General features: G+C 58.8%; 19 protein-coding genes and 2 pseudogenes. 8 read left to right on the top strand and 13 right to left on the bottom strand.

Annotated elements, in window-relative coordinates:
* Positions 1–2: 2 nt before the first annotated feature.
* The 3 genes from ACR0FG_RS19590 to ACR0FG_RS19580 are packed head-to-tail and all read right to left on the bottom strand — an operon-like array spanning position 3 to position 3,339.
* A complete protein-coding gene (locus ACR0FG_RS19590; RefSeq protein ID WP_480894924.1) occupies positions 3–770 on the bottom strand; it encodes an enoyl-CoA hydratase/isomerase family protein in 768 nt (255 codons plus the stop codon).
* Positions 767–2,338 carry an acyl CoA:acetate/3-ketoacid CoA transferase gene (locus ACR0FG_RS19585; RefSeq protein ID WP_480894922.1) on the bottom strand — a complete coding sequence of 524 codons (1,572 nt, stop codon included), beginning with the start codon at positions 2,336–2,338 and terminating at the stop codon, positions 767–769. The genes ACR0FG_RS19590 and ACR0FG_RS19585 overlap by 4 nt, the downstream gene beginning before the upstream one ends.
* The gene (locus ACR0FG_RS19580; RefSeq protein ID WP_480894920.1) at positions 2,338–3,339 is read right to left on the bottom strand and encodes a Gfo/Idh/MocA family protein; all 1,002 of its coding nucleotides are present in this window, start codon (positions 3,337–3,339) and stop codon (positions 2,338–2,340) included. Before ACR0FG_RS19580 ends, ACR0FG_RS19585 begins: the two co-directional genes overlap by 1 nt.
* Positions 3,340–3,575: 236 nt before the next feature.
* Between ACR0FG_RS19580 and ACR0FG_RS19575 the strand changes: the two are divergent.
* Positions 3,576–3,836 (top strand): annotated as a pseudogene (locus tag ACR0FG_RS19575) (DDE-type integrase/transposase/recombinase); the annotation flags it as partial.
* A gap of 77 nt (positions 3,837–3,913) precedes the next feature.
* On the opposite strand, the gene ACR0FG_RS19570 reads toward ACR0FG_RS19575, so the two are convergent.
* From ACR0FG_RS19570 to ACR0FG_RS19535, 8 genes are read right to left on the bottom strand one after another with little or no spacing between them, the layout of a single operon-like run.
* Positions 3,914–4,357 (bottom strand): SRPBCC family protein, encoded by a 444-nt coding sequence (locus tag ACR0FG_RS19570; protein ID WP_480894919.1) that lies wholly within the window; start codon positions 4,355–4,357, stop codon positions 3,914–3,916.
* Positions 4,354–5,217 (bottom strand): phosphoenolpyruvate hydrolase family protein, encoded by an 864-nt coding sequence (locus ACR0FG_RS19565; protein WP_480894917.1) that lies wholly within the window; start codon positions 5,215–5,217, stop codon positions 4,354–4,356. Before ACR0FG_RS19565 ends, ACR0FG_RS19570 begins: the two co-directional genes overlap by 4 nt.
* 1 nt (position 5,218) lies before the next feature.
* On the bottom strand, positions 5,219–6,427 hold the full coding sequence (locus ACR0FG_RS19560; RefSeq protein ID WP_480894915.1) for a Tm-1-like ATP-binding domain-containing protein: 1,209 nt from the start codon (positions 6,425–6,427) through the stop codon (positions 5,219–5,221).
* A 15-nt stretch (positions 6,428–6,442) separates the two neighbouring features.
* Entirely contained in the window at positions 6,443–7,159 is a 717-nt protein-coding gene (locus ACR0FG_RS19555) for an ABC transporter ATP-binding protein (protein ID WP_480894913.1), read from the bottom strand.
* Complete coding sequence (locus ACR0FG_RS19550) at positions 7,149–7,922, bottom strand: ABC transporter ATP-binding protein (RefSeq protein ID WP_480894911.1); 774 nt, start codon at positions 7,920–7,922, stop codon at positions 7,149–7,151. Before ACR0FG_RS19550 ends, ACR0FG_RS19555 begins: the two co-directional genes overlap by 11 nt.
* The gene (locus ACR0FG_RS19545) at positions 7,913–9,151 is read right to left on the bottom strand and encodes an ABC transporter substrate-binding protein (RefSeq protein ID WP_480894909.1); all 1,239 of its coding nucleotides are present in this window, start codon (positions 9,149–9,151) and stop codon (positions 7,913–7,915) included. The genes ACR0FG_RS19550 and ACR0FG_RS19545 overlap by 10 nt, the downstream gene beginning before the upstream one ends.
* Before the next feature lie 27 nt (positions 9,152–9,178).
* Positions 9,179–10,147 (bottom strand): branched-chain amino acid ABC transporter permease, encoded by a 969-nt coding sequence (locus ACR0FG_RS19540; protein ID WP_480894907.1) that lies wholly within the window; start codon positions 10,145–10,147, stop codon positions 9,179–9,181.
* A complete protein-coding gene (locus tag ACR0FG_RS19535) occupies positions 10,144–11,010 on the bottom strand; it encodes a branched-chain amino acid ABC transporter permease (protein WP_480894905.1) in 867 nt (288 codons plus the stop codon). Before ACR0FG_RS19535 ends, ACR0FG_RS19540 begins: the two co-directional genes overlap by 4 nt.
* 189 nt (positions 11,011–11,199) lie before the next feature.
* Between ACR0FG_RS19535 and ACR0FG_RS19530 the strand changes: the two genes are divergently transcribed.
* The 6 genes from ACR0FG_RS19530 to ACR0FG_RS19505 all read left to right on the top strand — a co-directional run bounded on the left by ACR0FG_RS19530 (position 11,200) and on the right by ACR0FG_RS19505 (position 18,546).
* Complete coding sequence (locus tag ACR0FG_RS19530; protein WP_480894904.1) at positions 11,200–11,841, top strand: phosphoenolpyruvate hydrolase family protein; 642 nt, start codon at positions 11,200–11,202, stop codon at positions 11,839–11,841.
* A complete protein-coding gene (locus tag ACR0FG_RS19525) occupies positions 11,838–13,562 on the top strand; it encodes a phosphoenolpyruvate hydrolase family protein (protein ID WP_480894903.1) in 1,725 nt (574 codons plus the stop codon). The genes ACR0FG_RS19530 and ACR0FG_RS19525 overlap by 4 nt, the downstream gene beginning before the upstream one ends.
* A gap of 153 nt (positions 13,563–13,715) precedes the next feature.
* A complete protein-coding gene (locus ACR0FG_RS19520; RefSeq protein WP_480894901.1) occupies positions 13,716–15,266 on the top strand; it encodes a sugar ABC transporter ATP-binding protein in 1,551 nt (516 codons plus the stop codon).
* A gap of 28 nt (positions 15,267–15,294) precedes the next feature.
* Positions 15,295–16,581, top strand: coding sequence for an ABC transporter permease (locus tag ACR0FG_RS19515; RefSeq protein ID WP_480894899.1), 1,287 nt, complete (start codon positions 15,295–15,297; stop codon positions 16,579–16,581).
* Positions 16,582–16,664: 83 nt separating this feature from the next.
* Positions 16,665–17,621: a substrate-binding domain-containing protein gene (locus ACR0FG_RS19510; RefSeq protein ID WP_480894898.1), complete on the top strand. Its 957-nt coding sequence runs from the start codon at positions 16,665–16,667 to the stop codon at positions 17,619–17,621.
* Between the two features lie 112 nt (positions 17,622–17,733).
* Complete coding sequence (locus ACR0FG_RS19505) at positions 17,734–18,546, top strand: IclR family transcriptional regulator (RefSeq protein WP_480894896.1); 813 nt, start codon at positions 17,734–17,736, stop codon at positions 18,544–18,546.
* 510 nt (positions 18,547–19,056) lie between these two features.
* On the opposite strand, the gene iolB is transcribed toward ACR0FG_RS19505, so the two are convergent.
* Both iolB and iolE read right to left on the bottom strand, forming a co-directional pair.
* Complete coding sequence (gene iolB / locus ACR0FG_RS19500) at positions 19,057–19,863, bottom strand: 5-deoxy-glucuronate isomerase (RefSeq protein WP_480894894.1); 807 nt, start codon at positions 19,861–19,863, stop codon at positions 19,057–19,059.
* Complete coding sequence (gene iolE / locus ACR0FG_RS19495) at positions 19,856–20,794, bottom strand: myo-inosose-2 dehydratase (RefSeq protein ID WP_480894893.1); 939 nt, start codon at positions 20,792–20,794, stop codon at positions 19,856–19,858. Before iolE ends, iolB begins: the two co-directional genes overlap by 8 nt.
* Positions 20,795–21,440: 646 nt before the next feature.
* On the opposite strand from iolE, the pseudogene ACR0FG_RS19490 reads away from it, so the two are divergent.
* Positions 21,441–21,686, top strand: a pseudogene (locus ACR0FG_RS19490) (transposase); the annotation flags it as partial.
* Between the last annotated feature and the right edge of the window lie 29 nt (positions 21,687–21,715).

The raw sequence follows: 21,715 nt of genomic DNA, 5'->3' as shown, positions 1-21,715 counted from the left end.
CGTCAGAGGCCCGAAAACGTTGGGTTTCGTTTTTCCATGAACGCCGCGACACCTTCTTCACGGTCCGCCGAGGCTGCGATTGCCGCGCTGCCGAGGGCTTCGACCGCGGCATGGGCGTCTTCACCAACCGCTACATGGATCATGCTTTTTGAGATTTCGGTGGCGCGGGGCGAGAGGCCGCTCAGGTCGGCAGTGATCTCAAGCGCGCGCACTAGAACGTTGTCAGTTACCTCGGTCGCAAAGCCTAATGCCAGCGCGCGGTCTGCACCAATACGACGCCCAAAGAGTGCCATCTCCTTGACCGCAGCTTCGGGGATCAACCGGGTCAACCGTTGCGTCCCGGACCAGCCAGGCACGATCCCAACCCGAGCTTCGGGCAAAGCCAGCGTAGCGTGCGGGGTCATCAGGCGCAGATCGCAGCAGCTAGCCAGCTCCAGCCCACCACCGAAGGCGTGACCGTTGATCGCAGCGATAGTCGGTTTGCCGATCCGTGCTAGCCGATCAAAGATGCGATGCCCGTCACGAACCCAATGACGCGCGAATTCGGCGGGGCTCAGACCGCCCCACGCGCCGATATCGGCTCCGCAACAGAACGCTTTTTCGCCCCTGCCGGTCAATACGAGGGCACGAATGGACGTATCACGCTCGACCTCTTGCAGCCGAACCATCAGCGCGTCCAGCATATCCACTGTCAACGCATTCAGTTTGGCCATATTATCCAAAGTCAGGACGGCGGTTGCACTTTCTATATGAAACCCGAGACTGCTCACAGGGTCATCCCCATGCGACCTTCTGCGAACAGCGATTTAGGCATTTGAACCGCATTTTCCGCGACTTTAACGCGACCACCCGAGGCGTCGACAATGTCACGCTGCGCCTCAATGCCAGGCATGATTTCCGTCGCGATCAACCCCTGATCCGACAGACGAATGACGCAGCGCTCTGTTACATAAAGAACGTCCTGTCCGGTTTCGCGGGCACGGCGGCCGGAGAATGTGACATGTTCGACCTGATCCACCATCTTGGTGAACTTCCCGGGGGCATTCACGCGGATACCGTCATCGGCCAGATCGATCTTGGCACCAGCTTCGAACCAGCCTGAGAACACGATCTTTTGGGCACGTGTGGTAATATCAACAAAGCCGCCGCATCCAGCTGTCAGGTAGGGCTTCTTACCAAGTTTGGAAACGTTCACATTACCTTCGACATCGACCTCAAGGAAAGAAAGGAACGACATGTCGAAGCCGCCGCCCTGGAAATAGATAAACTGCTGTGGAGACGGCACGAAAGCATGTGCGTTGGACGCGCAGCCAAAGGCAAAGCCGGTCAATGGGACGCCTCCAACGGCCCCTTGCTCGATCGCCCATGTCACAGCCTGAGAATGTCCCTCCTCCAACAATACACGCGGAACCATGGCGCTGATGCCGAAGCCCAGATTGGCGCTCATCCCTGTGCGCAGCTCTTGCGCGGCGCGGCGGGCGATGACCTTTTCGACGCCATGCTCGGCCAGCGAAAAGCTGTCCCAAGGGCGCATGATCTGGCCAGAGATCGCAGGATCATAAGACGTTTCAGTCGTTTGCATCTGGTCCGGGTCTTCAACGATCAGGTCGACCAGATGCCCTGGCACGCGCACGTCATGGGGTCGCAAGCTTCCGGCGGCAGTCACTCGTTGAACCTGTGCGATCACAAGACCACCGTGGTTGCGTACGCAAATCGCTTGCTCCAATCCGCCCAAATAGGCACCTTCATGTTCATAGGTCAGGTTGCCGAACTCGTCCGCCGTTGTTGCGCGCAAAACACACACATTCGGGTTGATGTTTGGGAAGTGTAGCCAGGTCTGACCGTCGAACTCTCTCCGGTTCACGATAGGCGCTGCCGCGCCACGCGCATTCATCGAGCACCCTTCGCGGACGGGATCCACGAAGGTCTCAAGTCCGACTTGCGTCAGAACACCGGGCCGATGCGCTGCGGCCTCGCGATGCATGTCGAACAGAATTCCCGACGGCACGTTATATGCGGCGACCCGATCCTCGACGATCATTTTCCAGATTTCCGGCATCTCAAGGCTGGAAGGGCCCGACGGGTACGATCCGGCTAGAACCCGGCTTAGTAACCCATCCTGCGCCAGATAATCCATGCCCTTCACGCCATACATATCCCCGGCGGCGATAGGATGCAGCGTTGTTATGTTGCGCGGATGCCCTTCCGTGCGAAACCGCTCTCCAAGCGCCTTCAGCACAAGGTCGGGGCACCCCAGCGCCGAGGATGATGAAACGGTTACCACCGCATTGTCGGGAACGCGAGAAACGGCCTCGGATACGGAAACGAGCTTGGTCATCAGAAGCCACCATAGTCTACATTGATGCGCTTGCCTGACGCAGCAGCCTCACGAACGCTCAACGCGACGGACAGCGATTTCACTCCATCAGATCCATCCGCAGCTGGACGACCCTGACCCGCTGCCGCAGCGACAAATTCGGAAACGCCCTGAATGTAGAGTGAATGCTCCGAAAACGGGATTTCTTCGCTTCCGGCTTCTGTCACCAGTTTTATTGCCCCAACGGGGCGCTGCGTCATGACGCCATCCGCAAAGATCGAGCCCTTGGTCCCATGCACTTGCAGGCCCGACCCGGCAAAGGGGTGCGTAAAACTTTCGTGCGTCATGACCATTGCCCCCGAGGGCATCGTCCACACCGACATGCACGTGTCTTCGACCCCCTGCCCCATCCCAGAGCTGGCCATTTGCGCGACGACAGAAATCGGGTCCTCATTGAGCAGGAACCGCGTTACATCCGCATCATGAACGACGATGTCGGGGATCACGCCGCCGCCAGCAGCTGCTGAGTTGATGCGCCACCCCTGTAGGTTCCCCGGCAAATGCACCGCGTGGTGGATACGCAACGAAAGAACGTCACCGACGCGCCCGTCAGCAATAAGGTCACGAATGGCACGATGGCTGCCAGAGCATCGCAAGTGGTGATTTGTACCAAAGGTCACGCCAGCCGCTTCGGCTGCGCGCACCATCTCTACAGCTTCCGCCTGAGTCATCCCAAGCGGCTTTTCACATAGAACATGTTTACCAGCCGCAATGCCTGCCATTGCCTGACCGTGGTGCTTCTCATTGGTAGAGGAAACATAAACAGCCTGAACGTTCTGGTCAGAAAGCGCAGCGTCCAAGTCTGTAGTTGCGTTGGGAATTCCGTGTTCCTTGGCCCAGGTCTGAACCCGATCTGGAGAATTGCTGACGACCCAGGTCACGTTGTTGCCCACCTGCCGGCGCACCGCGTCCAACATGTATTGCGAAGCTATTGTGCTCGCTCCGACAAATGCCCAATTCATCTTATCACCCCGCAATTGGAACGTTCCAAAATTTGTAATGGAACGTTCCAATTGTGGCAAGATAAAATTCGAAAGACATTCTACACACTCGAAAGTAAACAGAAAATTCGATAGCGGTCGCCCTTCTTTTAATGGACGCCGGGGATCGAGGGGATGTCACAGCGTCGTCGCGCCCAAACTGAGTCGCAGAGGCCCGCCATGTGCCACTTGCCTCACGGCTTCAAGGCGACCCTTTCATTCGAGAAGTTAACAAAATCCTGAAGCGGTTCAGTTGCCCTGCGAAAATACAGACGATCAGGTCCAAATACTTGAACAACATGATCGAACAGGATCACAGATTCATCAAACGACGAGTGCGGCACATGTGTGGGTTCAAGTCGTTCGGATCAGCTTTAGCCAAGCTTGATGGGATCGAGATCGCTAACATGATCCGGAAGAGACGATACTCTAGCGATACGACATCCGGCTTTCGGATGTTCGCTGAGCTCGCAGGATAACTGCGTCTAGCATAACGTTGGCTCTGGTCCATCGAAAATTTTGCGACACAACCGTCGCGGTTCACGAATCGCTCACACTATGAGGAGAAGCTCTCTTCCAAAGCGCGGAAGCCGCCTAAGAACACATCCTTTTCTACGAAACGGTGCCAGTGGTCGGTCTGCCCGTCTCCAGCCTCGAACTCGGCCCACCATTCCGCAAAGGTTTCGTTTCGGTCGGTAATCGGCGAGAATCGCATTTTCGCCGCATAGTTAACGAACGGAAGCGGGCCGTTAGGCAGCATGTCATAGGACAGCTCCCTGTCCGTATGGGACAAGGACAGCAAAGTCTCGCGGATGCGGCCTGAGCCGTCGGTCAGAGCGAAATTGCGTACACACCCGACCTGGCCGCTGGCGTGCCCCTCTTCAATTCGGCTGTCAGTGGCTGCCGGATGCCAGTTGGGCAGCCCATTGAAGTCGCGCACGCGCTCCCACACCTGATCGACCGGTACCGCGATGATGGTTGAGGAATAGGCTTTGATCATTGGAACTCTCCTTCAGTGACGCGTGCGCCACGACGCAGTTTACCGAACTCGGCGGTCTGGGCTGTTATCGCCCGTTCGGTGGGCAGACGCTCCATGGATGATGCACCATAAAAGCCATGGCAATCGGGACAGAGGTCAAGGAATTTCTGCGCGTCCTCAGGTTCTGCCAGCGGACCGCCATGGCAGATAAAGATCAGGTCATCGCGATACGCCCGAGCTGCGGAGGCCCATTCATCGTAAAGCCGCGCGCATTCTGCAATATCGGGCGCGCTGTCCCCTGCGCCGATTGAACCGCCAGTGGTCAGTCCGAAATGCGCCACGATCACATCCGCGCCCGCCTTGGCCATTTCAGCGGCATTGTCAGCGCTGAACACATAAGGCGTGGTCAGCAGGTCTCGTTCGCGGGCTTTGGCGATCATCTCGACCTCCATGTCATAGGACATGCCGGTTGCCTCAAGCTCGCGCCGGAAGCGTCCATCGATGATGCCCACGGTGGGAAAATTCTGAACCCCGGCAAAACCCATGGCGGCCAGATCGTCCAGAAACTTGTCCATGATACAGAACGGGTCGGTGGCGTTCACACCCGCCAGAACGGGTACCTTTTTGACAACAGGCAGCACTTCGCGCCCCATGTCCACGACGATCTCGTTGGCGTTGCCATATGACATATACCCCGCCAGCGACCCGCGGCCGGCCATGCGATAGCGGCCTGAATTGTAAATGACAATCAGATCAATGCCGCCGGCTTCTTCGCATTTGGCGGAAAGACCGGTGCCCGCACCGCCACCGACAATGACCTTGTCTGCTGCGATTTTGGCCCGCAGGCGGCCAAGGATTTCTGCGCGTCCCGTGACTGCCATCTCAGGTATCCTTCTTTACATAGATTTCGTTGAAATTGCTGATCGCGGCCTCGGCAAAGGTGGGATCGTTGATGTGCATGTCCAGTTCGACCAATTGCCGGTCGGGGGTTTGGTTCACCGTATCGCGCAACGCCTGGAAGAGCGCCTCATTGGCCACCGGATCGTGGAAGGCTCCGCCCTCGGTATCCAGCGCCGAGACCCCGCGCAGGGGCAGCAGGAACCGCACTGGCCCGTCACAGGCATTCAGCTTGTTGCCGATCCATGTACCGATCTGCGCGCATTCGTCCGGGGTTGAGCGCATCAGCGTGACCTGCGCGTTGTGGTGATAGAAATTGCGTCCTTTGAACTGTGCAGGCACCGAGTCCTGGGCCCAGAAATTCGCCATGTCCAGCGCGCCGCAAGACCCTACATAGGGCAGTTTGCTTCGCGCGATGCTGTCGAGGCGTTCTTCGCCCGCACTGAGAAAGCCGCCCACGATCAAGTCGCAGATCTCGGTCGTCGTGATGTCCAGCACGCCCGCGACGTCGCCCTGATCGACCAATTGCTCCATCGACCGGCCACCGCTGCCGGTGGCGTGGAAAACAAGGCAATCATAGTCCTCGGCCAGACCGTCGGTGATGGCCTGAACGGCAGGGGTAGTGACGCCGAACATCGACAGAACCAGTGCGGGGCGGTCATCGGTGGCCTCGGGCACCTCGTTCGCCATCATGCCGGCCAGCGCATGGGCCGCGTTGCCGAGCAATTTCCGCGACACGCGGTTCAGGCCGGATACATCCGTCACCGGGTGGAACATGTTCACATCCGACGCGCCGACATAGGCCGAGACATCACCCGAGGCCAAGGTCGACACCAGCACCTTGGGCACGCCGATTGGCAAAGCCTGCATCACGGGCGCAATAATTCCCGACCCGCCCGAGCCGCCCAGCCCAATGATGCCGCCAAGATCGTCACGGCCCAGCACAAACGACGTCAGCGCGCGCGACATCTCGGTCACGGCCTGCCCGCGGTCGTTTACAAACACCGAGGCCGGACCGTCAGGATGGCAAGCCGCGACGCTGGCGGCGGTTACATCCACGCCAGCCTCACCGCCTTTGGTGCCGACATTGACCAGCACGGTTTCCATCCCTGCCGCATCGATCAGATCGCGCACATAGCGCAGTTCCGGCCCTTTGGTGTCGGCGGTGCCGATCACGTAAGCTCTTTTTGTCATCCTCTCTCCTTCCCTTTAGCCTGACTGCCCAGGTTCCAGCCCCATATGGCGTTTTTGCATCGCCGTATCGTTTTCAAGGGCCTCTGCCGTTATCCGCTCGACAACTTCTCCGCCAACCATGATGGCCACGTCCTGTACGGCAGCCAGTGCTGCATGCATGTTCTGTTCGACCAGCAGCACCGCGATGCCTTCGCCTGCGATCAGGTCGATCAGGTCGATCACGTCGGAAACGATGGCCGGGGCCAGCCCCTCGGTCGGTTCGTCCAGAACCATCAGGCGCGGGTTCAACAGCAGCGCGCGGCCAATCGCCAGCATCTGTTGTTCCCCACCCGACAGGCGGTTACCCAGATTGCGGCGTCGTTCCTTGAGGCGCGGAAAGGTTTCATACACGCGGTCAACAGACCAAGCGCCGCCTTTGCGTTCGACGATCTTCAGGTGCTCTTCGACAGTCAGAGACCGAAACACTCTCCGTCCCTGCGGCACATAGCCAATTCCCATCTGTGCGCGTTTCTCGGGCGGCAGGCCGGTCATATCCACGCCGTCAAACCGGATTACCCCCGCCGAATGCGGGTGCAGACCCATGATGGCGTTGCACAGGCTGGTCTTGCCCATGCCGTTGCGGCCCAGAATGCCCAGAGGGCGGGTGCCGAGGTTCAGATCAACCCCGTGCAACACATGGCTTGAACCATAACGCAGGTCCAGCCCGCGAATATCCAACAGGTCAGTGGCCATGCGCACCTCCGATATAGACGCGATGCACGTCTTCGTTGCGCATGATCTCGTCGGGTGAGCCCTCGGCCAGCATCCGTCCGTTATAGAGGACCGAAACGCTTTCCGAGGTCTGCAAAGCAATATCCATATCGTGTTCGATCAGCACAACCGTCACATCCTTGGGCAAGGACATCAGCAACGCGCTGAGTTTCGGACGTTCAGCAGGTGACAACCCCGCCGCCGGTTCATCCAGCAGCAAGATCTTTGGGTTCTCGGCCAGCGCGATACCGATCTCAAGCTGCCGCCGCTGCCCGTGGCTGAGTTCCGACGTTTCGCGGTCCAGCACATCGGTTACACCAGCCACTTCGGCCAGACGCTCGGCCTCGGCCAGCCGGTCATCGCTGGCGCGCAGGGGCAGCACCTGCCGCCAGCCGCCGCGCACCCCGGCCACGGCCAGAAACAGCGTGTCGCGCACGGTCAGGCCGTTGAACAGGTGGGCGTGCTGATAGGTGCGCCGCAGCCCGCGTTGAATTCTTTTGTTGATCGGCTCGCGCGTCACGCTGTTGCCAAACAGGGTGATCTGGCCGGTCGTGGCGCTGGTATCCCCGGTCAGCACGTTGAACAGGCTGGTCTTGCCCGCCCCGTTCGGCCCAAGGATCGCGCGCCGCTCGCCGGGGCGGACGGTCAGGTCGATATCCTGCACCGCCCAGAACCCGCCAAAGCGTTTGCCAATGCCCCGAACCTCCAGGGCATTGGCGTTGGTATGTGAGTGGCTTACGGGCACGAAGGGTTGTCCCGGCTGACCGGCCCCGAGGCCAGGAAGGCGTCTTCGTCCTGTCCCAGCAGCTGATCCACATCGCGCACAACCTTGACCACGCGGTTGCCCAGCGTGCCGTCTTCGCGCTCGAACACTTCGGTCACAAAGTTGTCGACGATGCCGTTGCGGTTCTTATCCAGACGCATGGTGCCGCCGGTTGGGGTGACGAAGGTCAGGTTGGTAAGCGCCTCGCGGAACGCCGCCTGATCGTTGGACAGATCACCGTCGACCTCATCCAGTGCCAGCAGACCGGCTTTTGCTGCCATGTAATAGTGATGGGCAAAGATCGAGGGGGCCGAGAAGCCATCCGGGAAGGCGTCGGTGTAGCTGGCCGAGAACTCTTTCCACTCTGCGCCGTCATAGTCGCTGACGGTGGGGGTGCCCGCAGGCGCGCCAACCAGAAGCTTCTTGAAGGGGCCTTTGCTGTCCAGGATCGATTGGTCAATGGTGATCGAGCCGCCGATGATCGGCTTGTCACCGCCTGCCTGGCTGTACTGAGTCAAGAAGTTGACCGCGTCCGCGCCGCCCAAGGCCACGAAAATCGCGTCGACATCCTGCGGGATCGAGTAGACAACCGAGGAGTAGTCCTTGTTGCCGATTGGGGTCCAGAACTTCTCGGGCACCTTGCCACCCGCCGAGCAGAACTCGGACATGAAGCCCAAAACCTGAGTGTAGGGGAAAGAATAGTCTTCGGCGATCACGGCCACGGATTTGTAACCCATGTCGTTATAGGCATAATCGCCCACGCCGACCATCCACTGTGCACCATCGCCGCCAAAACGGAAGAAGTTGTCAGAGCTGTCACGCAGGGTCGTATCCTGCGCCGCCGAAGACCCGTTGATGAAAGTCACGGCAGGGTAGGATTTCGACAGGTCGCGCAGCGCCAGACCTTCTGAACCGGATAGCGGGCCGACGATCATGTCCACACCGTCCTGTTCGATCAGCTTGCGGGCTGCATTAACCGCGCTGTCCGGACTGGCGTCTGAGGATATGGTGATGACTTCGATCTTGTTGCCATCAACCTCGCCACCGGCTTCCAGAACCGCCAGTTCCGCGCCGCGGATGCCGTCCTGACCCAGCGCGGCAAACGCGCCTTCGAGAATTGAGATCACGCCGATCTTGACGTCGTCGGCAGATGCAGGCACCGCCATTGCGCAGAGCGCCAGCGCCGATGCGGCCATTTTGAGCTTATTCATTTTTCAGGTTCCTCCCTATGAGTGTGCTCAGACAGTTGATTTTTCTTTGATTTCCGGACGGCGCAGCCGCGCCATCCAGTCGCTTGCCAGTTGTTGCAGCCCACCGGGGGCCACGATCACGATCAGCAGCAGCACGACACCGATCAGCGTGTTGAATCGCTCGCGGTCGATCAGGTCGACGGCAAAGGTGTCAAGCAGGACAAAGACCACCGCGCCGACAAACGCTCCGCCCGGGTGGCGAAGCCCGCCGATGACTGAGATGATGAGGATGTCGATGATGGGCCCAAGGCCGACCGAAAAGGATGAGATGCGTTCCTGATACCAAACGTTCAGGATACCCCCGGCCCCAGCCAGCAGGCCCGAAAAGGCAAAGGCGGCAACGATAGGCGTGGTAACGGAAATCCCCAACGCCAGTACGCGCCCCGGCGCGTCGCGTACGGCTTGAATGGTCAGGCCCAGCGGTGAACGGACAAAGCCGCTGACCAGCGCCAGCGCCAGCGCGGCCATACCCAGAGACAACAGATACAGCGGCAGCGGATCACGCAGGCTAAAGCCCGCAATCTCGGGTGCACGGACGCCGGAAAAGCCGGTCCAGCCGTTGAAGAAGGTATAATTCTGGCGGGTGAAGTAGAAGAACGCCACCCCAATCGCCAGCGTGATCATGATGGCGTAAATCCCGCGTGACCGGCGTGCGATCAGGCCGACCAGAGCGCCCGAAACGGTCGCAAGGATCAGCGCCAACGGGATCGAAATCCAGAACGGCAGCGGAACCCCGATCCCCACTGTATTGGGACCAAAAAACGCGATGGTGTAGCCCGCAATCCCGGCCATGGTCGCCTGCGCGAACGAGACAACGCCCAGATAGGTGGCCAGAAAGCTGAGGCTCAACGCCATGATGCCAAGGATCAGCGACCGCGTGGCCACCTGCGTCAGCCAGAAATCGTTCAGCATCAAGGGCAGGATCAGCAGCGGGACAAGGATCAGCGCCTGTTTCATTGCTCGGCCTTTCCCAGCAGGCCCTGCGGACGCACCGCCAGCACCAGCACCATGATCGCAAAGGTGAACACCACGCCGTAGGTGGGTGCATAGGCCAGGCCGTATTGCTCGGCGAGACCGACCAGCAGCGCGCCCAAGGCTGCGCCTCCGATTGAGCCCATGCCGCCGACGATCACCACCACCAGCGAGGACAGCAGGAATTGCAGGTCCGTGCCCGGCGCAATCGACAGCGCACTGGCAGCAACGACTCCGGCCATTCCGGCCAGCATGCCGCCCAAAGCAAAGACAAGGATGAAAATACGGTTGATCGGATAACCCAACGCGCGCAGCATGTCCTGATCGTCCACACCCGCTCGAATTACCGCACCAAATCGCGTGCGTTGGATCAGAAACCACAGGCCAATCCCGACCACCAGCGCAAAGCCCATCAGCGCAAGACGGATATTGGCATACCCCACACCCAGAACCGGCAGGCGCTGCCCCCCGGCCAAGGCATCGGGCAGTTCAACTTGATAGGTCAGCCCGCCCCAGTACAACAGCATCAGATCAGCCATGATGATCGAGATCGCAATCGAGGCAAGCGTCTGGCGCAGTTCATCCCCCTGCATCCAGCCCAGAATGCCGGCCTGCACGATGGCTCCTGCCAAGGCCGCCGCCAATCCACCCCCGAGAACACCCAGACCCCATGAGCCGGTCGCATCGACGATGCTGTAGCCGACATAGCCACCCAGCAACAGCAACGCCCCGTGGGCCATGTTCACCGTGCGCATCAGCCCGAAGATCAGGCTAAATCCGCTGGCGGCCAAAAAGTAGAGTGCTGCAAGCGTCAGCCCATTCAGGGTGACGATCAGAAATAAGGTCATGATTCCTCCCGTTGAGACGACAATGTCCGAATTTCAGAAATCGGCACAGCATCGGATTCATTTCCGGTGAAGAAAAATATCTTTATTTTATAAAGACTTAATGCCTTCATATGCTCAACCGCTTTTAAGATAGTAAGAAAAAATAAGAAATAGCTTCTCAAACACGGAAATCTCTTCCTATACAGGGTCATGCAAAACCTGACACTTACTGGCGCGCGTTCTGCCGACCCGGACCAGATCGACCGCATTTACTGCCCTGCTTTGGGTGGTCTGAGTGTTTCTCAGGCAGATTTGGCCTTCGTAATGCCCCGGCTTGACCACAACCGCGTGCTGCGTGAAACGCCGAAACAGGGCGACTGGGCGGCCATTTTGGCCAGCGATCCGTTCGGGTCCGAAGCGACCATGCTCTCGCAACTCTATGAGAAAGGGTATCGCGGCGTGGTGAACTGGCCCTCTTCGATCCTGCTGGATGGCAGTTTGCGCCAGTCGATGTCGACAATCCCGGCCTCGCCTGAGTTCGAATACGCTTTTCTGGCCCGCGCCAAAGCCGCCGGATTTCAGACGCTGGCCTTCTTCATCTCGCTGGCGCAGGCCCGCGCCGCGGTAAGGGCCGGGCTGAACCAGCTTGCCCTGCACCCCGGCCTGCTGGATGTGGACAGCCCCGACAGCGGCGCGCTTGTTCTGGGTTCATTGCAAAGGGTGATTGAGACGATCCGGGACGAGGCAGAGCAGGTCAGCGTGTTTGCCTATACCTCGACATGGCACGAACGCATGGTTCCGCTTAGCACGCTTGATGTGGACGGTCTGATCTGGTGCGAGGGTGCGGCATGACAAGTCGCGACAGGAACTTTCTGTTTGCTGCGGTTGTTGGCTCGGGCCTGACGGCAAAGGCGGCAGACAAGGCCGGGGCCGATTATCTGCTGGCCCTGAACGCGGGACGTTTCCGGGTGCAGGGGGCTTCATCCCTGACCAGCTTTCTGCCAGTCCGGGCTGCCAATGACTGGGTCATCGAATTTGCCGAACGCGAGATGCTGGGCCGCTGCTCTGCGCCGATCTATGCGGGGTTCTCGGTTAGTGATCCCGATCTGGACATCGGCGATCTGGTGCAAAGAACCAAAAGGCTTGGCTTCTCAGGCATCTGCAATTTCCCGTCAACCACGCTGATCGACGGACGGCTGGGCGCATTGATGGAGCGCGAGGGGTTGGGGTTCGACCGCGAAATCGCGCTGGTGCAGGAGGCGTCGGCGGCCGGTCTGGGCACCTTCGTCTATGTCCACACCAACGCGCAGGCCCGCAGGATGGTCGATGCAGGTGCGACGGCCATCTGTGTAAACGTGGGCTTTACCAGCGGCGCGACGGGCGTGAGCACGCACCTGACACTGGAAACCGCAGCGGCGCAGATCGAGCGGGTTCTCGACGGCGTACCAGCCTCGGTCGACAAACTGTGCCACGGTGGCCCCATCACCTCGCCCGAAGAGGCGCTGGCCATCACCCGCATCTGCGGTGTGCAGGGATTTGTTGCAGGCTCAACACTTGACCGGCTGCCGGTCGAGCAAACCCTTAGCGAAGTCACCAAGGGCTTTACCGCGATCCCCAGCTTGACGCGCATCAAACAGGCCCCTTCGAACACCGCAAATGATCTGGTGGGCTCGTCTTATGCCATGCAGATGATCCGCGAAGAACTGGATGATCTCGCCTATGAAGACATCCCGGTTCTGTTGATCGGCGAGACCGGGACGGGCAAAAGCCGCGCAGCCCTTAGGCTGCACGAAGCGGGGCCTAGTGCCCGGCGGCAACCCGTGGTCGTGGATTGCCCGGCCCTGGGCGGTGAGGAAGGCGGCGTGCATTTGCTGGGCAGAGCGCCCGGCGCGTTGGGCAGTACTGGCACCCAACGCGGCGCATTGGAGCAAGCGTCGGGCAGCACCATTATCTTTGACGAAATCACGGCATTGCAGCCCGAGCATCAGGGCAAGATTCTGAAATTCACCGATGAAAAAACGGTGCAGCGTATCGGAGATCATACGCTCCGGCGCGCGGATGCCCGGATCATCTCGACCACTACGCAGGATCCGATTGGCCAGATCGAGAGGGAAACGTTTCGACAGGATTTGTATTACCGGATTTCCGGCCATGAAATCACGCTGCCCCCGTTGCGCGACCGCGTTGACGATATCCCAGAACTTGCCATGTACCTTGGCCAACAGGTCAGTGGCGAGCCCCCGAAGTTCTCGAACGCTGCGTTACGGTTGATGCTGGAGCACAACTGGCCGGGCAATGTGCGAGAATTGCACCACGCCGTCCAGCGCGCGGTGCGCCGGTCCGGAGGTGCTACGATCGACCTCAAGGCGATCGACTTTCTGCGTCGAAAACCAGCAGGTATTCCGAAGGTGCAGACAGATGAAACACCGGTACGAGTCGCCGTGTCCGAGCGGGATTGGATTGCCGAGGCGCTAGCGCGAAACGGCTTTCGCCGCGCGCAAACCGCCGAGGAACTGGGCATGACCACGCGCACGCTTTACAATAAAATCAAGAAGTTCGGCCTTCAGGCCTGAGCCCCGTTTGGAGATCGAAACTGCCCGCGCGCGCCAGAAATGGCAGCCTGAATGCGTCGCGAAAAAAATCCTTGACGCTTCACCAACGGGCATGGTTTCGTATATGAAACGGTTTCAAACGACTCGTTAAGAGCGGCGAAGGGAGGCGCTGTAATGACGAAAGTGCAATCGGCATTGCGCGCGCAGCGCGGAACGGAAAGCCAGATCACCCTGTCTCTAAACGGGATCGGCATGTCATTTTCAGGCATTTCGGTGCTGCGCGATGTGGACCTGACCTTTGATGGCGGTGAAATTCACACGCTGATGGGGGAAAACGGCGCGGGCAAAAGCACGCTGGTCAAGATCATCAGCGGCGTGCAGAAACCGACATTCGGCACCTTCCAGATCGACGGTGAAACGGTCGCATTCGACGCGCCGCGCGATGCGGAAAAGCATGGCATTGTCATCATGCATCAGGAACTGAGCCTGATCCCCGAAATGACGGTGGCCGAAAATGTTTTGCTGGGGCATGAGCCACGAAAATTCGGCACCTTCATCGACCGTAAGGCGTTGCGGCAAAAGGCTCGGCAGGCGCTGTCGCGGTTTGGCTTCACGCTGGATATCGACACCCCGGTCAAGGATCTGCGCGTGGGCGAGCAACAGCTGGTCGAGATCGCCCGCGCCCTGCTGATGAACGCGCGGCTGCTGATCATGGATGAGCCGACCTCGGCCCTGTCGCAGGCCGAAGCAGATATTCTGATGGAGGTGGTGCGCGATCTGGCGCTTCAGGGGGTGGCGGTCGTCTATATCTCGCACCGGATGGACGAGGTGTTCGAAATCTCGGACCGCGTCACCGTTCTGCGCGATGGCAACCTGATCGGCACCCGGCTGGCCTCCGAGACCACACCGGCAGAACTGATCCGTATGATGGTCGGGCGCACGGTCGAGATCAACGCGGTTGACCGTCAGACCCCGGCCTCCGACGAGGTCGTGTTACAGGTCGAAAACCTGTCGGCCTGGACTGGTCATCGCAAGGTGTTGGATGATGTCTCGTTCGATCTGAAACGCGGAGAGGTACTAGGCGTCGGCGGCCTGCTGGGCGCTGGCCGCACCGAGTTGCTGGAAACACTTTTTGGCGCGCGCGGCTCGACCTATCAGGGCGAGATCACGCTGGAGGGCAAGCCCCTGCGCCCGGTCAAACCACAGGACGGGGTGCGCAACGGGCTGGCGTTGATCACCGAGGACCGCAAGGGCAACGGGCTGATCCTTGATCGGTCAATCGCCTCGAATGTCGCTCTGCCCCTGATGCCTCTGCAATCCCGTTTTGGCCGCTACTCCGAGGCCGAACAGCGCAAGCAGGCCCTGAAGGCCATCGAAACGCTCAAGGTGGCGGCCACCGGACCCGAGCACGCCGTCGGCAATCTGAGCGGCGGCAATCAGCAAAAGGTGGTTCTGGGCAAATGGCTGGCGACCCAGCCGCGTGTTCTGCTGCTGGATGAACCGACCCGCGGCATCGATATCGGCGCAAAGGACGAGATTTACGATCTGGTCGGACGGCTGGCGGATCAGGGCATCTCGGTTCTGTTTGCCAGCTCGGAACTGTCGGAATTCATGGCCGTCTGCGACCGCATGATCGTGCTATGCGAAGGGCAGTTGGCCGGAGAACTGTCGCGCGCCGAGATGACAGTGGATTCGATCAAGGCGCTGGCGATGCAGTTCCGCTGACCGCCGCGACTCCAATAAGAGAAAAGATATGACCGTTATGGAACCCAACAGCCAGACAGTGAAACAGGAACATCCCGGCACCGCGATGTTCATGCGGCTTTTGAACAAGACTAAACTTTATTGGGGCTTGGTCGCGCTGATCCTGTTCGGGGCGCTGACTTCACCGCTGTCGTCCAAAGGCAACAACATCTTTCTGTCGCTGGGCAACCTGACGGATATCCTGCGTCAGGTCTCGGTCACGGGCATTGTGGCCGTGGGGATGACGATGGTGATTTTTATCGCCGGGATTGATCTGTCTGTTGGATCGGTCATGGCCTTGGGCACGGTGATCTGCGCCATGCTGCTGACGCAGGAGGGATGGACAGCGGCCAGCTATTTCGGGGTTCCCGCCACGGGGATCGTCCTGTTCGTGACCATCGCCGCGTTGATCTATTTCGTGCAAAGCAACCTGAACCGCACCTCGGAAACGGCCGCGACCACCAGCGCGCCCTCACGGATGCTGAGCCGCCTAGTCGCCGCCGCCATCGCGATTGGCGTCATGATCTGGCTGGCCGGTCAGGTGATGCCGAAATTCGGCGTGCTGGCGGTGCTGATCGTCGTACCCTGCATCGGCGCTGTCATGGGCACGGTGAACGGCGCTCTGATCGTCTATGGCCGGTTGCAGCCCTTCATCGTGACGCTGGCCATGATGGTCGGCGCGTTGGGTCTGGCCCGCGTCGTCGCTGGGCAGGATACGGCAGTCTATCCGGTCTATACCGGCAGCAACGCGACCGAAAACTTCGAAGTTCTACGCGAGCTTCTGTGGGGCGTCCTGCCGGTGCCGGGCCTGTTTTTCCTCGCCGTGCTGCTGCTGTTCTTCCTGATCACCCGCTTTACCACTTTCGGCAGCTACCTGATGGCCATCGGCGGCAATGAAGAGGCGGCGCGCCTTGCGGGCATCAATGTGGGTCGCAACAAAATCGTCACCTATGCGCTTGCGGGTGGCCTCTCGGCGCTGGCCGGTGTGCTTTATGTGGCGCAATTCCGGCAGGGAAAACCGGATGCGGGTTTGGGTCTGGAACTGGACGCCATCGCAGCGGTGGTCATCGGCGGCACCAGCCTGATGGGTGGCCGAGGCGCGATCATGGGGACGTTTGTGGGCGTGCTGATTTTCGGCTTTCTCAGCAACATCCTGCAACTCAACAACATCGACAGCAACACGCAGCTGATCCTCAAGGGCATTATCATCGTGGTCGCGGTCCTGCTTCAGGAAGGGCGATTTGAAGAGATCTTTGTCATGGCAAAAGAACGCCTGGGCAGAGGGAGGAGGCTCTGACCTTAAATCTTGGCGGACCAAGGTCAGAGCGCAATCAGAACGCGGGACATCGAAATACCCGCATCATGACTAAGGAGTAGACTATGAAAAGAAGAACATTTGGCAAGGGCCTGTTGACGGCCACCGCCATGTCGATGGCTTTGACGGCCAGCGTGGCTTGGGCGCAAGACAAATATGTGATCGGCTTTTCTCAGGTGACGACGGTTGAACCCTGGCGGGTTCAGTTTAACAAGGACCTGCGCGCCGAGGCCGACTTGCACGACAATGTCGAACTGCTGATTTCTGACGCCAATGACCGCACCGACAAGCAGGTCGCGGATGTCGAAAACTTCATCCGTCAGGAAGTTGACGCGATCCTGATCTCGCCCAAGGAATCCGCGGGCCTGACTGGTGTGGTTGAACAAGCTACCGATGCAGGCATTCCGGTCTTTGTTCTGGACCGCAACGTGGACACCGACAAGTTCGTGCAGTGGGTCGGCGGCGACAATGTGCTGATCGGCGAGGCCGCCGGTGAATACGCGCTGGAACTGCTGGGCGGCAAAGGCAACGCCAAAGGCAATATCGTCGAGATCTATGGCGGGCTTGGCGTACAGGCGACCTTTGACCGGTCGGACCCGTTCCACGCTGCCTTTGAAGGCGAAGAAGGCGTGACCTTCCTGCTGGACAAGCAATCCGGCGACTGGAAGCAGGATCAGGCCTATGACATCATGTCGACCGCCCTGCGCAACTATGAAGACATCACCATGGTCTATGGCCACAACGACCCGATGGCCTATGGCGCCTATCTGGCGGCCAAAGATGCAGGCCGCGCGGATGACATTATCTTCATCGGTGTCGATGGTCTGCCGGGCGAAGGTGTGACCTGGGTTGCCAACGGCGAACTGGCCGCGACCTTCCTCTATCCGACGCCGGGTGCTGAAGGGCTGCGTCAGGCACTGAAGCACCTCAAAGGGGAAGAGGTCGAGAAATCGGTGGTTCTGGGCACCGAGGCGATCACACCGGAAAATGCAGGCGAGATCCTTAAGAAGAACGGGCTGTAACGCTTCTCCCCGCCGGCTTTCCTTCTTCTCCCGTTGAAGCGCCGGCAGAGCAGACAGGGGCTTGCGCCCCTGCTGCTTTCTCGTAAGACAACACTCAGCAAAGGTTCAGTGAATGTCCGAAACCAAGACCAAACTTCAGAAATACTCGGCCCCCGCACTTGAGAAGGGTCTGGATATTCTGGAGTTTTTGTCCCTTTCGGATGTCACGCCCAGCCTGTCGCAACTGGCCAGCGGGATCGGCCGGTCCAAGAACGAAATCTTCCGCATGATGATCGTTCTGGAGGAACGCGGCTATATCGAACGGCAGGACGGCGATCTTTATAAACTGACCGGTAAACTCGCCCTTCTGGGCGGAGAAAGAACCGATAACAGCAAACTTGCCGAACTGGCAGGCCCCTATATGGAGCGCCTTGCGGAAGAAACCGAGCTGTCCAACCACCTCTGGGTGCCCAGCGACACGGGGGATCTGATCGTCATCAACAGCGTCTCGTCATCGCAGAACTACGGCGTGACCGTTCAGGTGGGATATCGAACCCCGGTTTTTGCAACTTCGGTGGGGGCTTGCTTTCTGTCCGAGCTGGATGTTGAAGCGGATCGGATCAAACTGCTGGGGACGATCGCACCCAAGCAGAGCCTGAGTGACCTTCAGGCATTCTCGGACCGCGCCACAGAATGCGTGCAGCAAGGCTATATTTCGCTTGGAAGCCCGGAAAGTCAGGCGATCAACGAGATATCGGCCCCTATTCGCCACGTACCGGGGAAGATGGTGATCGCCGCGCTGACCATCCCTCATCTGGCGAATGTTCTGATCGACAACAGGCGCGAGCTGGTAATCAACGCTCTGCGTACCACAGCTTTGCAGTTGCAGGAAAGCATTGCAACGCACATGCCCCTGCCCCGCACGCCTTGGTATCAATCAATTTGATAAAGCCGCCGCTACGGTGGAACTTATCGTCATCGGGTTCCATTGTCGTAACGACTGAAGCATCGAGGGTCTGACTCAGCAAGAGACGGGATCGTGCGCTAAGCTGGATTGGCTATCGTTTTGGCCATCTGTGGAACCACGGTTACATAGCTTTGCGACAGCAACTCTTTGCGATTGAATATTGCCGACAATGGAACCGGACGTGCACCCGATCAAAGCGAAGTCGCCTTCAGCCGGTTCTCAACGTTAATCGGATACCGAGGGCGTCGACACTGACTGTCGCTCAACCAGTTCGCAATCCAGCTTTTCGCTGAACGTCAAGTCAAGCTCGTTACCATTCAGCTGTTTTTCGACCACCCATTCGCCAATTTCGCGATGATGCAGGTATCGCAAACCGGGATGCAGGCGTCCATTTCAGAAAAAGCTTCAGGGGGGTTTGGCGCCATCAAATCCGTTCTGCGGTTCTTTCGGACCCTCCCCCAGCCCTGACGGGATCAGCCCGCTGCGTGTCTAGCCGTCTCGCTCCATGATCCATTTGACCTGTGGGGCAGGCACAAAACGCCATTTGCGCAGAGGGCCAGCCATGACGTTCAGATAATACATTTCGAACCCGTAGGGTGCACCGCAGGGATGATGGCCACGCGGAACGCAAACCACATCGCCGTCAGATACGGTCATCGTCTCATCCAGCTGGCCGTCGTCTGTGTAGACGCGCTGAATGCCGAAACCGTCTGCCGGGTTCAATCGGTGATAATATGTCTCTTCCAGGTAGGTGATCCGGGGAAAATCATCCTCGTCATGGCGATGGCTTGGATATGAGGACCAGTGCCCGGCGGGGGTAAAGACCTCTGTCACCAGCAGGCTGTCGCAATAATCTTCGTTCTCCATCGCGATATTGTTGATGTACCGGGTGTTGGTGCCCTTGCCCCGCTCGGTCAGGGTAATGCCGTCGGGACCGATGCGACGAGCCTTGTGCCCGCCCTTACCCGGTGCGGCGCAAACAGCAACAACGCAATCGGTTTCGGCAACCGCTTCCCAATCCGTACCATCAGTCAAATAAAGGCAGTGTGGCGGCGTTTTCTCAAACACATCAAGGCGCTCTCCGAGAACGCCCCAATCCTGCCCTGCCCCGGTGATCCTCGCTTTGCCTTCGACCATCACGAGGATCACCTCGTTGCTGCCGGTTGCTTCGGCGGCCTTGTCACCTGCACGCAAGCGATACAGCCCAAAACCCACATAGCGCCAGCCCGCGGAGGCCGGAGTGATCTCGTGCACTTTTCCACGTTTGCCAAACGGTTTCTTCAAGAGGTCAGACATCGTTTTTCTCTCCGTTCGTCAATGCCGCTGATTCAATCTCAAGACCGGATTTCGCGCAGATATCAACGATATGCGCATACCCCATCTTAGAATACGTAAAGGGTTCGGCCTTGCCAGGGTCTTGCTCGGCTTCAACCACAATCCAGCCCGCAAAGTTCATTCGAGCCAGTGCGTCAGTGACGGCCTGAAAATCAATGCAGCCTTCGGGATCACCCGGTACTGTAAAGGCCCCGGCAACCACGCCATCCAGAAAACTGGCCCCTTCGGCCCAGACCCGATCAACCTCGCTTTGACGCACGTCTTTGAAGTGAACATGGCTGACCCGATGGCCCCATTTGTCCAGTACCGACATCACGTCGACCCCGGCGAAATGCAGGTGCCCGGTGTCGAACAGCAATGTGACGTCATCCGTGCTGGCATCCATCAACCAGTCGATATCTTCGGCGTCCTGGATCATTGATCCCATATGATGATGATACGCCAGAACCATACCCTGGTCTTTCATCCACATGGCCATGTCCGACAGTTTTGACGCATAGGCTCTGACCATATCACGGGACAGTTTCGGGCGGCGGTTGAGTGGGGTGTTGATGTCACCCTGCACCGTATTCGAACATTCGGCATAGACCAGGCAAGGGGCCTGCAGCGCGACGAACTGGCTAACCTGCTGACGTATCGCGTTTATTTCTTCCTGAACAGTCGAAAGCATCAAATTGCCCGAGCACCAGCCGCCACATAAGGACAATCCGTTGGCCGCCAGATAGCTGCGCAATGCGTCTGTTTCGGACGGCATCCTGCGACCACGCTCGACGCCGGAATAGCCGATCTGGTGCGCCTCTCGGAGGGCTTGTTCCATCGAATAGGCCGCCGTGAGGTCGGGCAGGTCATCATTCTGCCAGGCGATAGGCGAGATCCCGATCTTTACGCTCATATTCCATAGCTCCTGTCAGTCGGTTCGCTGAGACTTGAGGTTTTCAACATAGGTGGCGCGTGCCTCCTGAACAGCCGGTTGGGAACTGACCTCGGGGATGCCGACATCCCACCAGGCCCCGCCGCCATCTGTCGGGCCGTGCCACGGGTCGGTCTCGATGACATTGTTCCGAAAGCTTGGCGGTTCTTGAACGAGTTAGTGTTGGCATAGAACGCGCTCGATAATGCTTTCTGCGTCCGGTTCCAAGCGGCGTGAACCATGCTTCGGACCGCATCGGTTAGGGAGCAAGGAGCTCAAGCGTCCACCACTAATCTTGAGACGAGAAAAGTTCCATGTGGCGCTTTTCGAAGCTCCTATCATCTTGGCCGCTTCCAATAATGACGGTCCTATTTCCTGCACAGACTCCTCAAGTTCTGGAATTTGACGTAACACATTGGCCTGTGCATATGCGGGCGCTCTTTCTCCTGGGTTTTCTACTTCTTTAACCAAAATCATCCCTGCGAGGCTTATCCACAGGACACTTGGTCGACGAACTAAGGGCTCTGTCCGATGATTAGCGATACAGTCCAGAAATTAAAGGTACAATCGAGCACTGATTTTTCCCAAATTTCTAAAGTCAGCGTCCCGTAATTAAAGGTACCGTGACATGAGCGATCTATTGTGGCTGACTTATGCGCAGATAGCGCGTCTGCAACCTTACTTTTTGAAGTAGCACGGGAAGTCTCGAGTGGACGATAAGCGTGTGCTGAATGGAACAATCTTCATCAACTGCAGTGGCTTGCGTTGGCGTAACGCTGCTGCTGCCTACGATCCGCCCAAAACGCTCTACATCCGTTGGAAGCAGTGGAGCGACAAGTGTATTTTCGCCCTGATGATAGCCGGTCTGACAGCCTAGCGGGACGAAGAAAAAACCGTGATGAT

The organism is Ruegeria sp. E1 (genome assembly GCF_056534225.1).
This window is presented reverse-complemented; position numbering and strand designations above follow the sequence as displayed.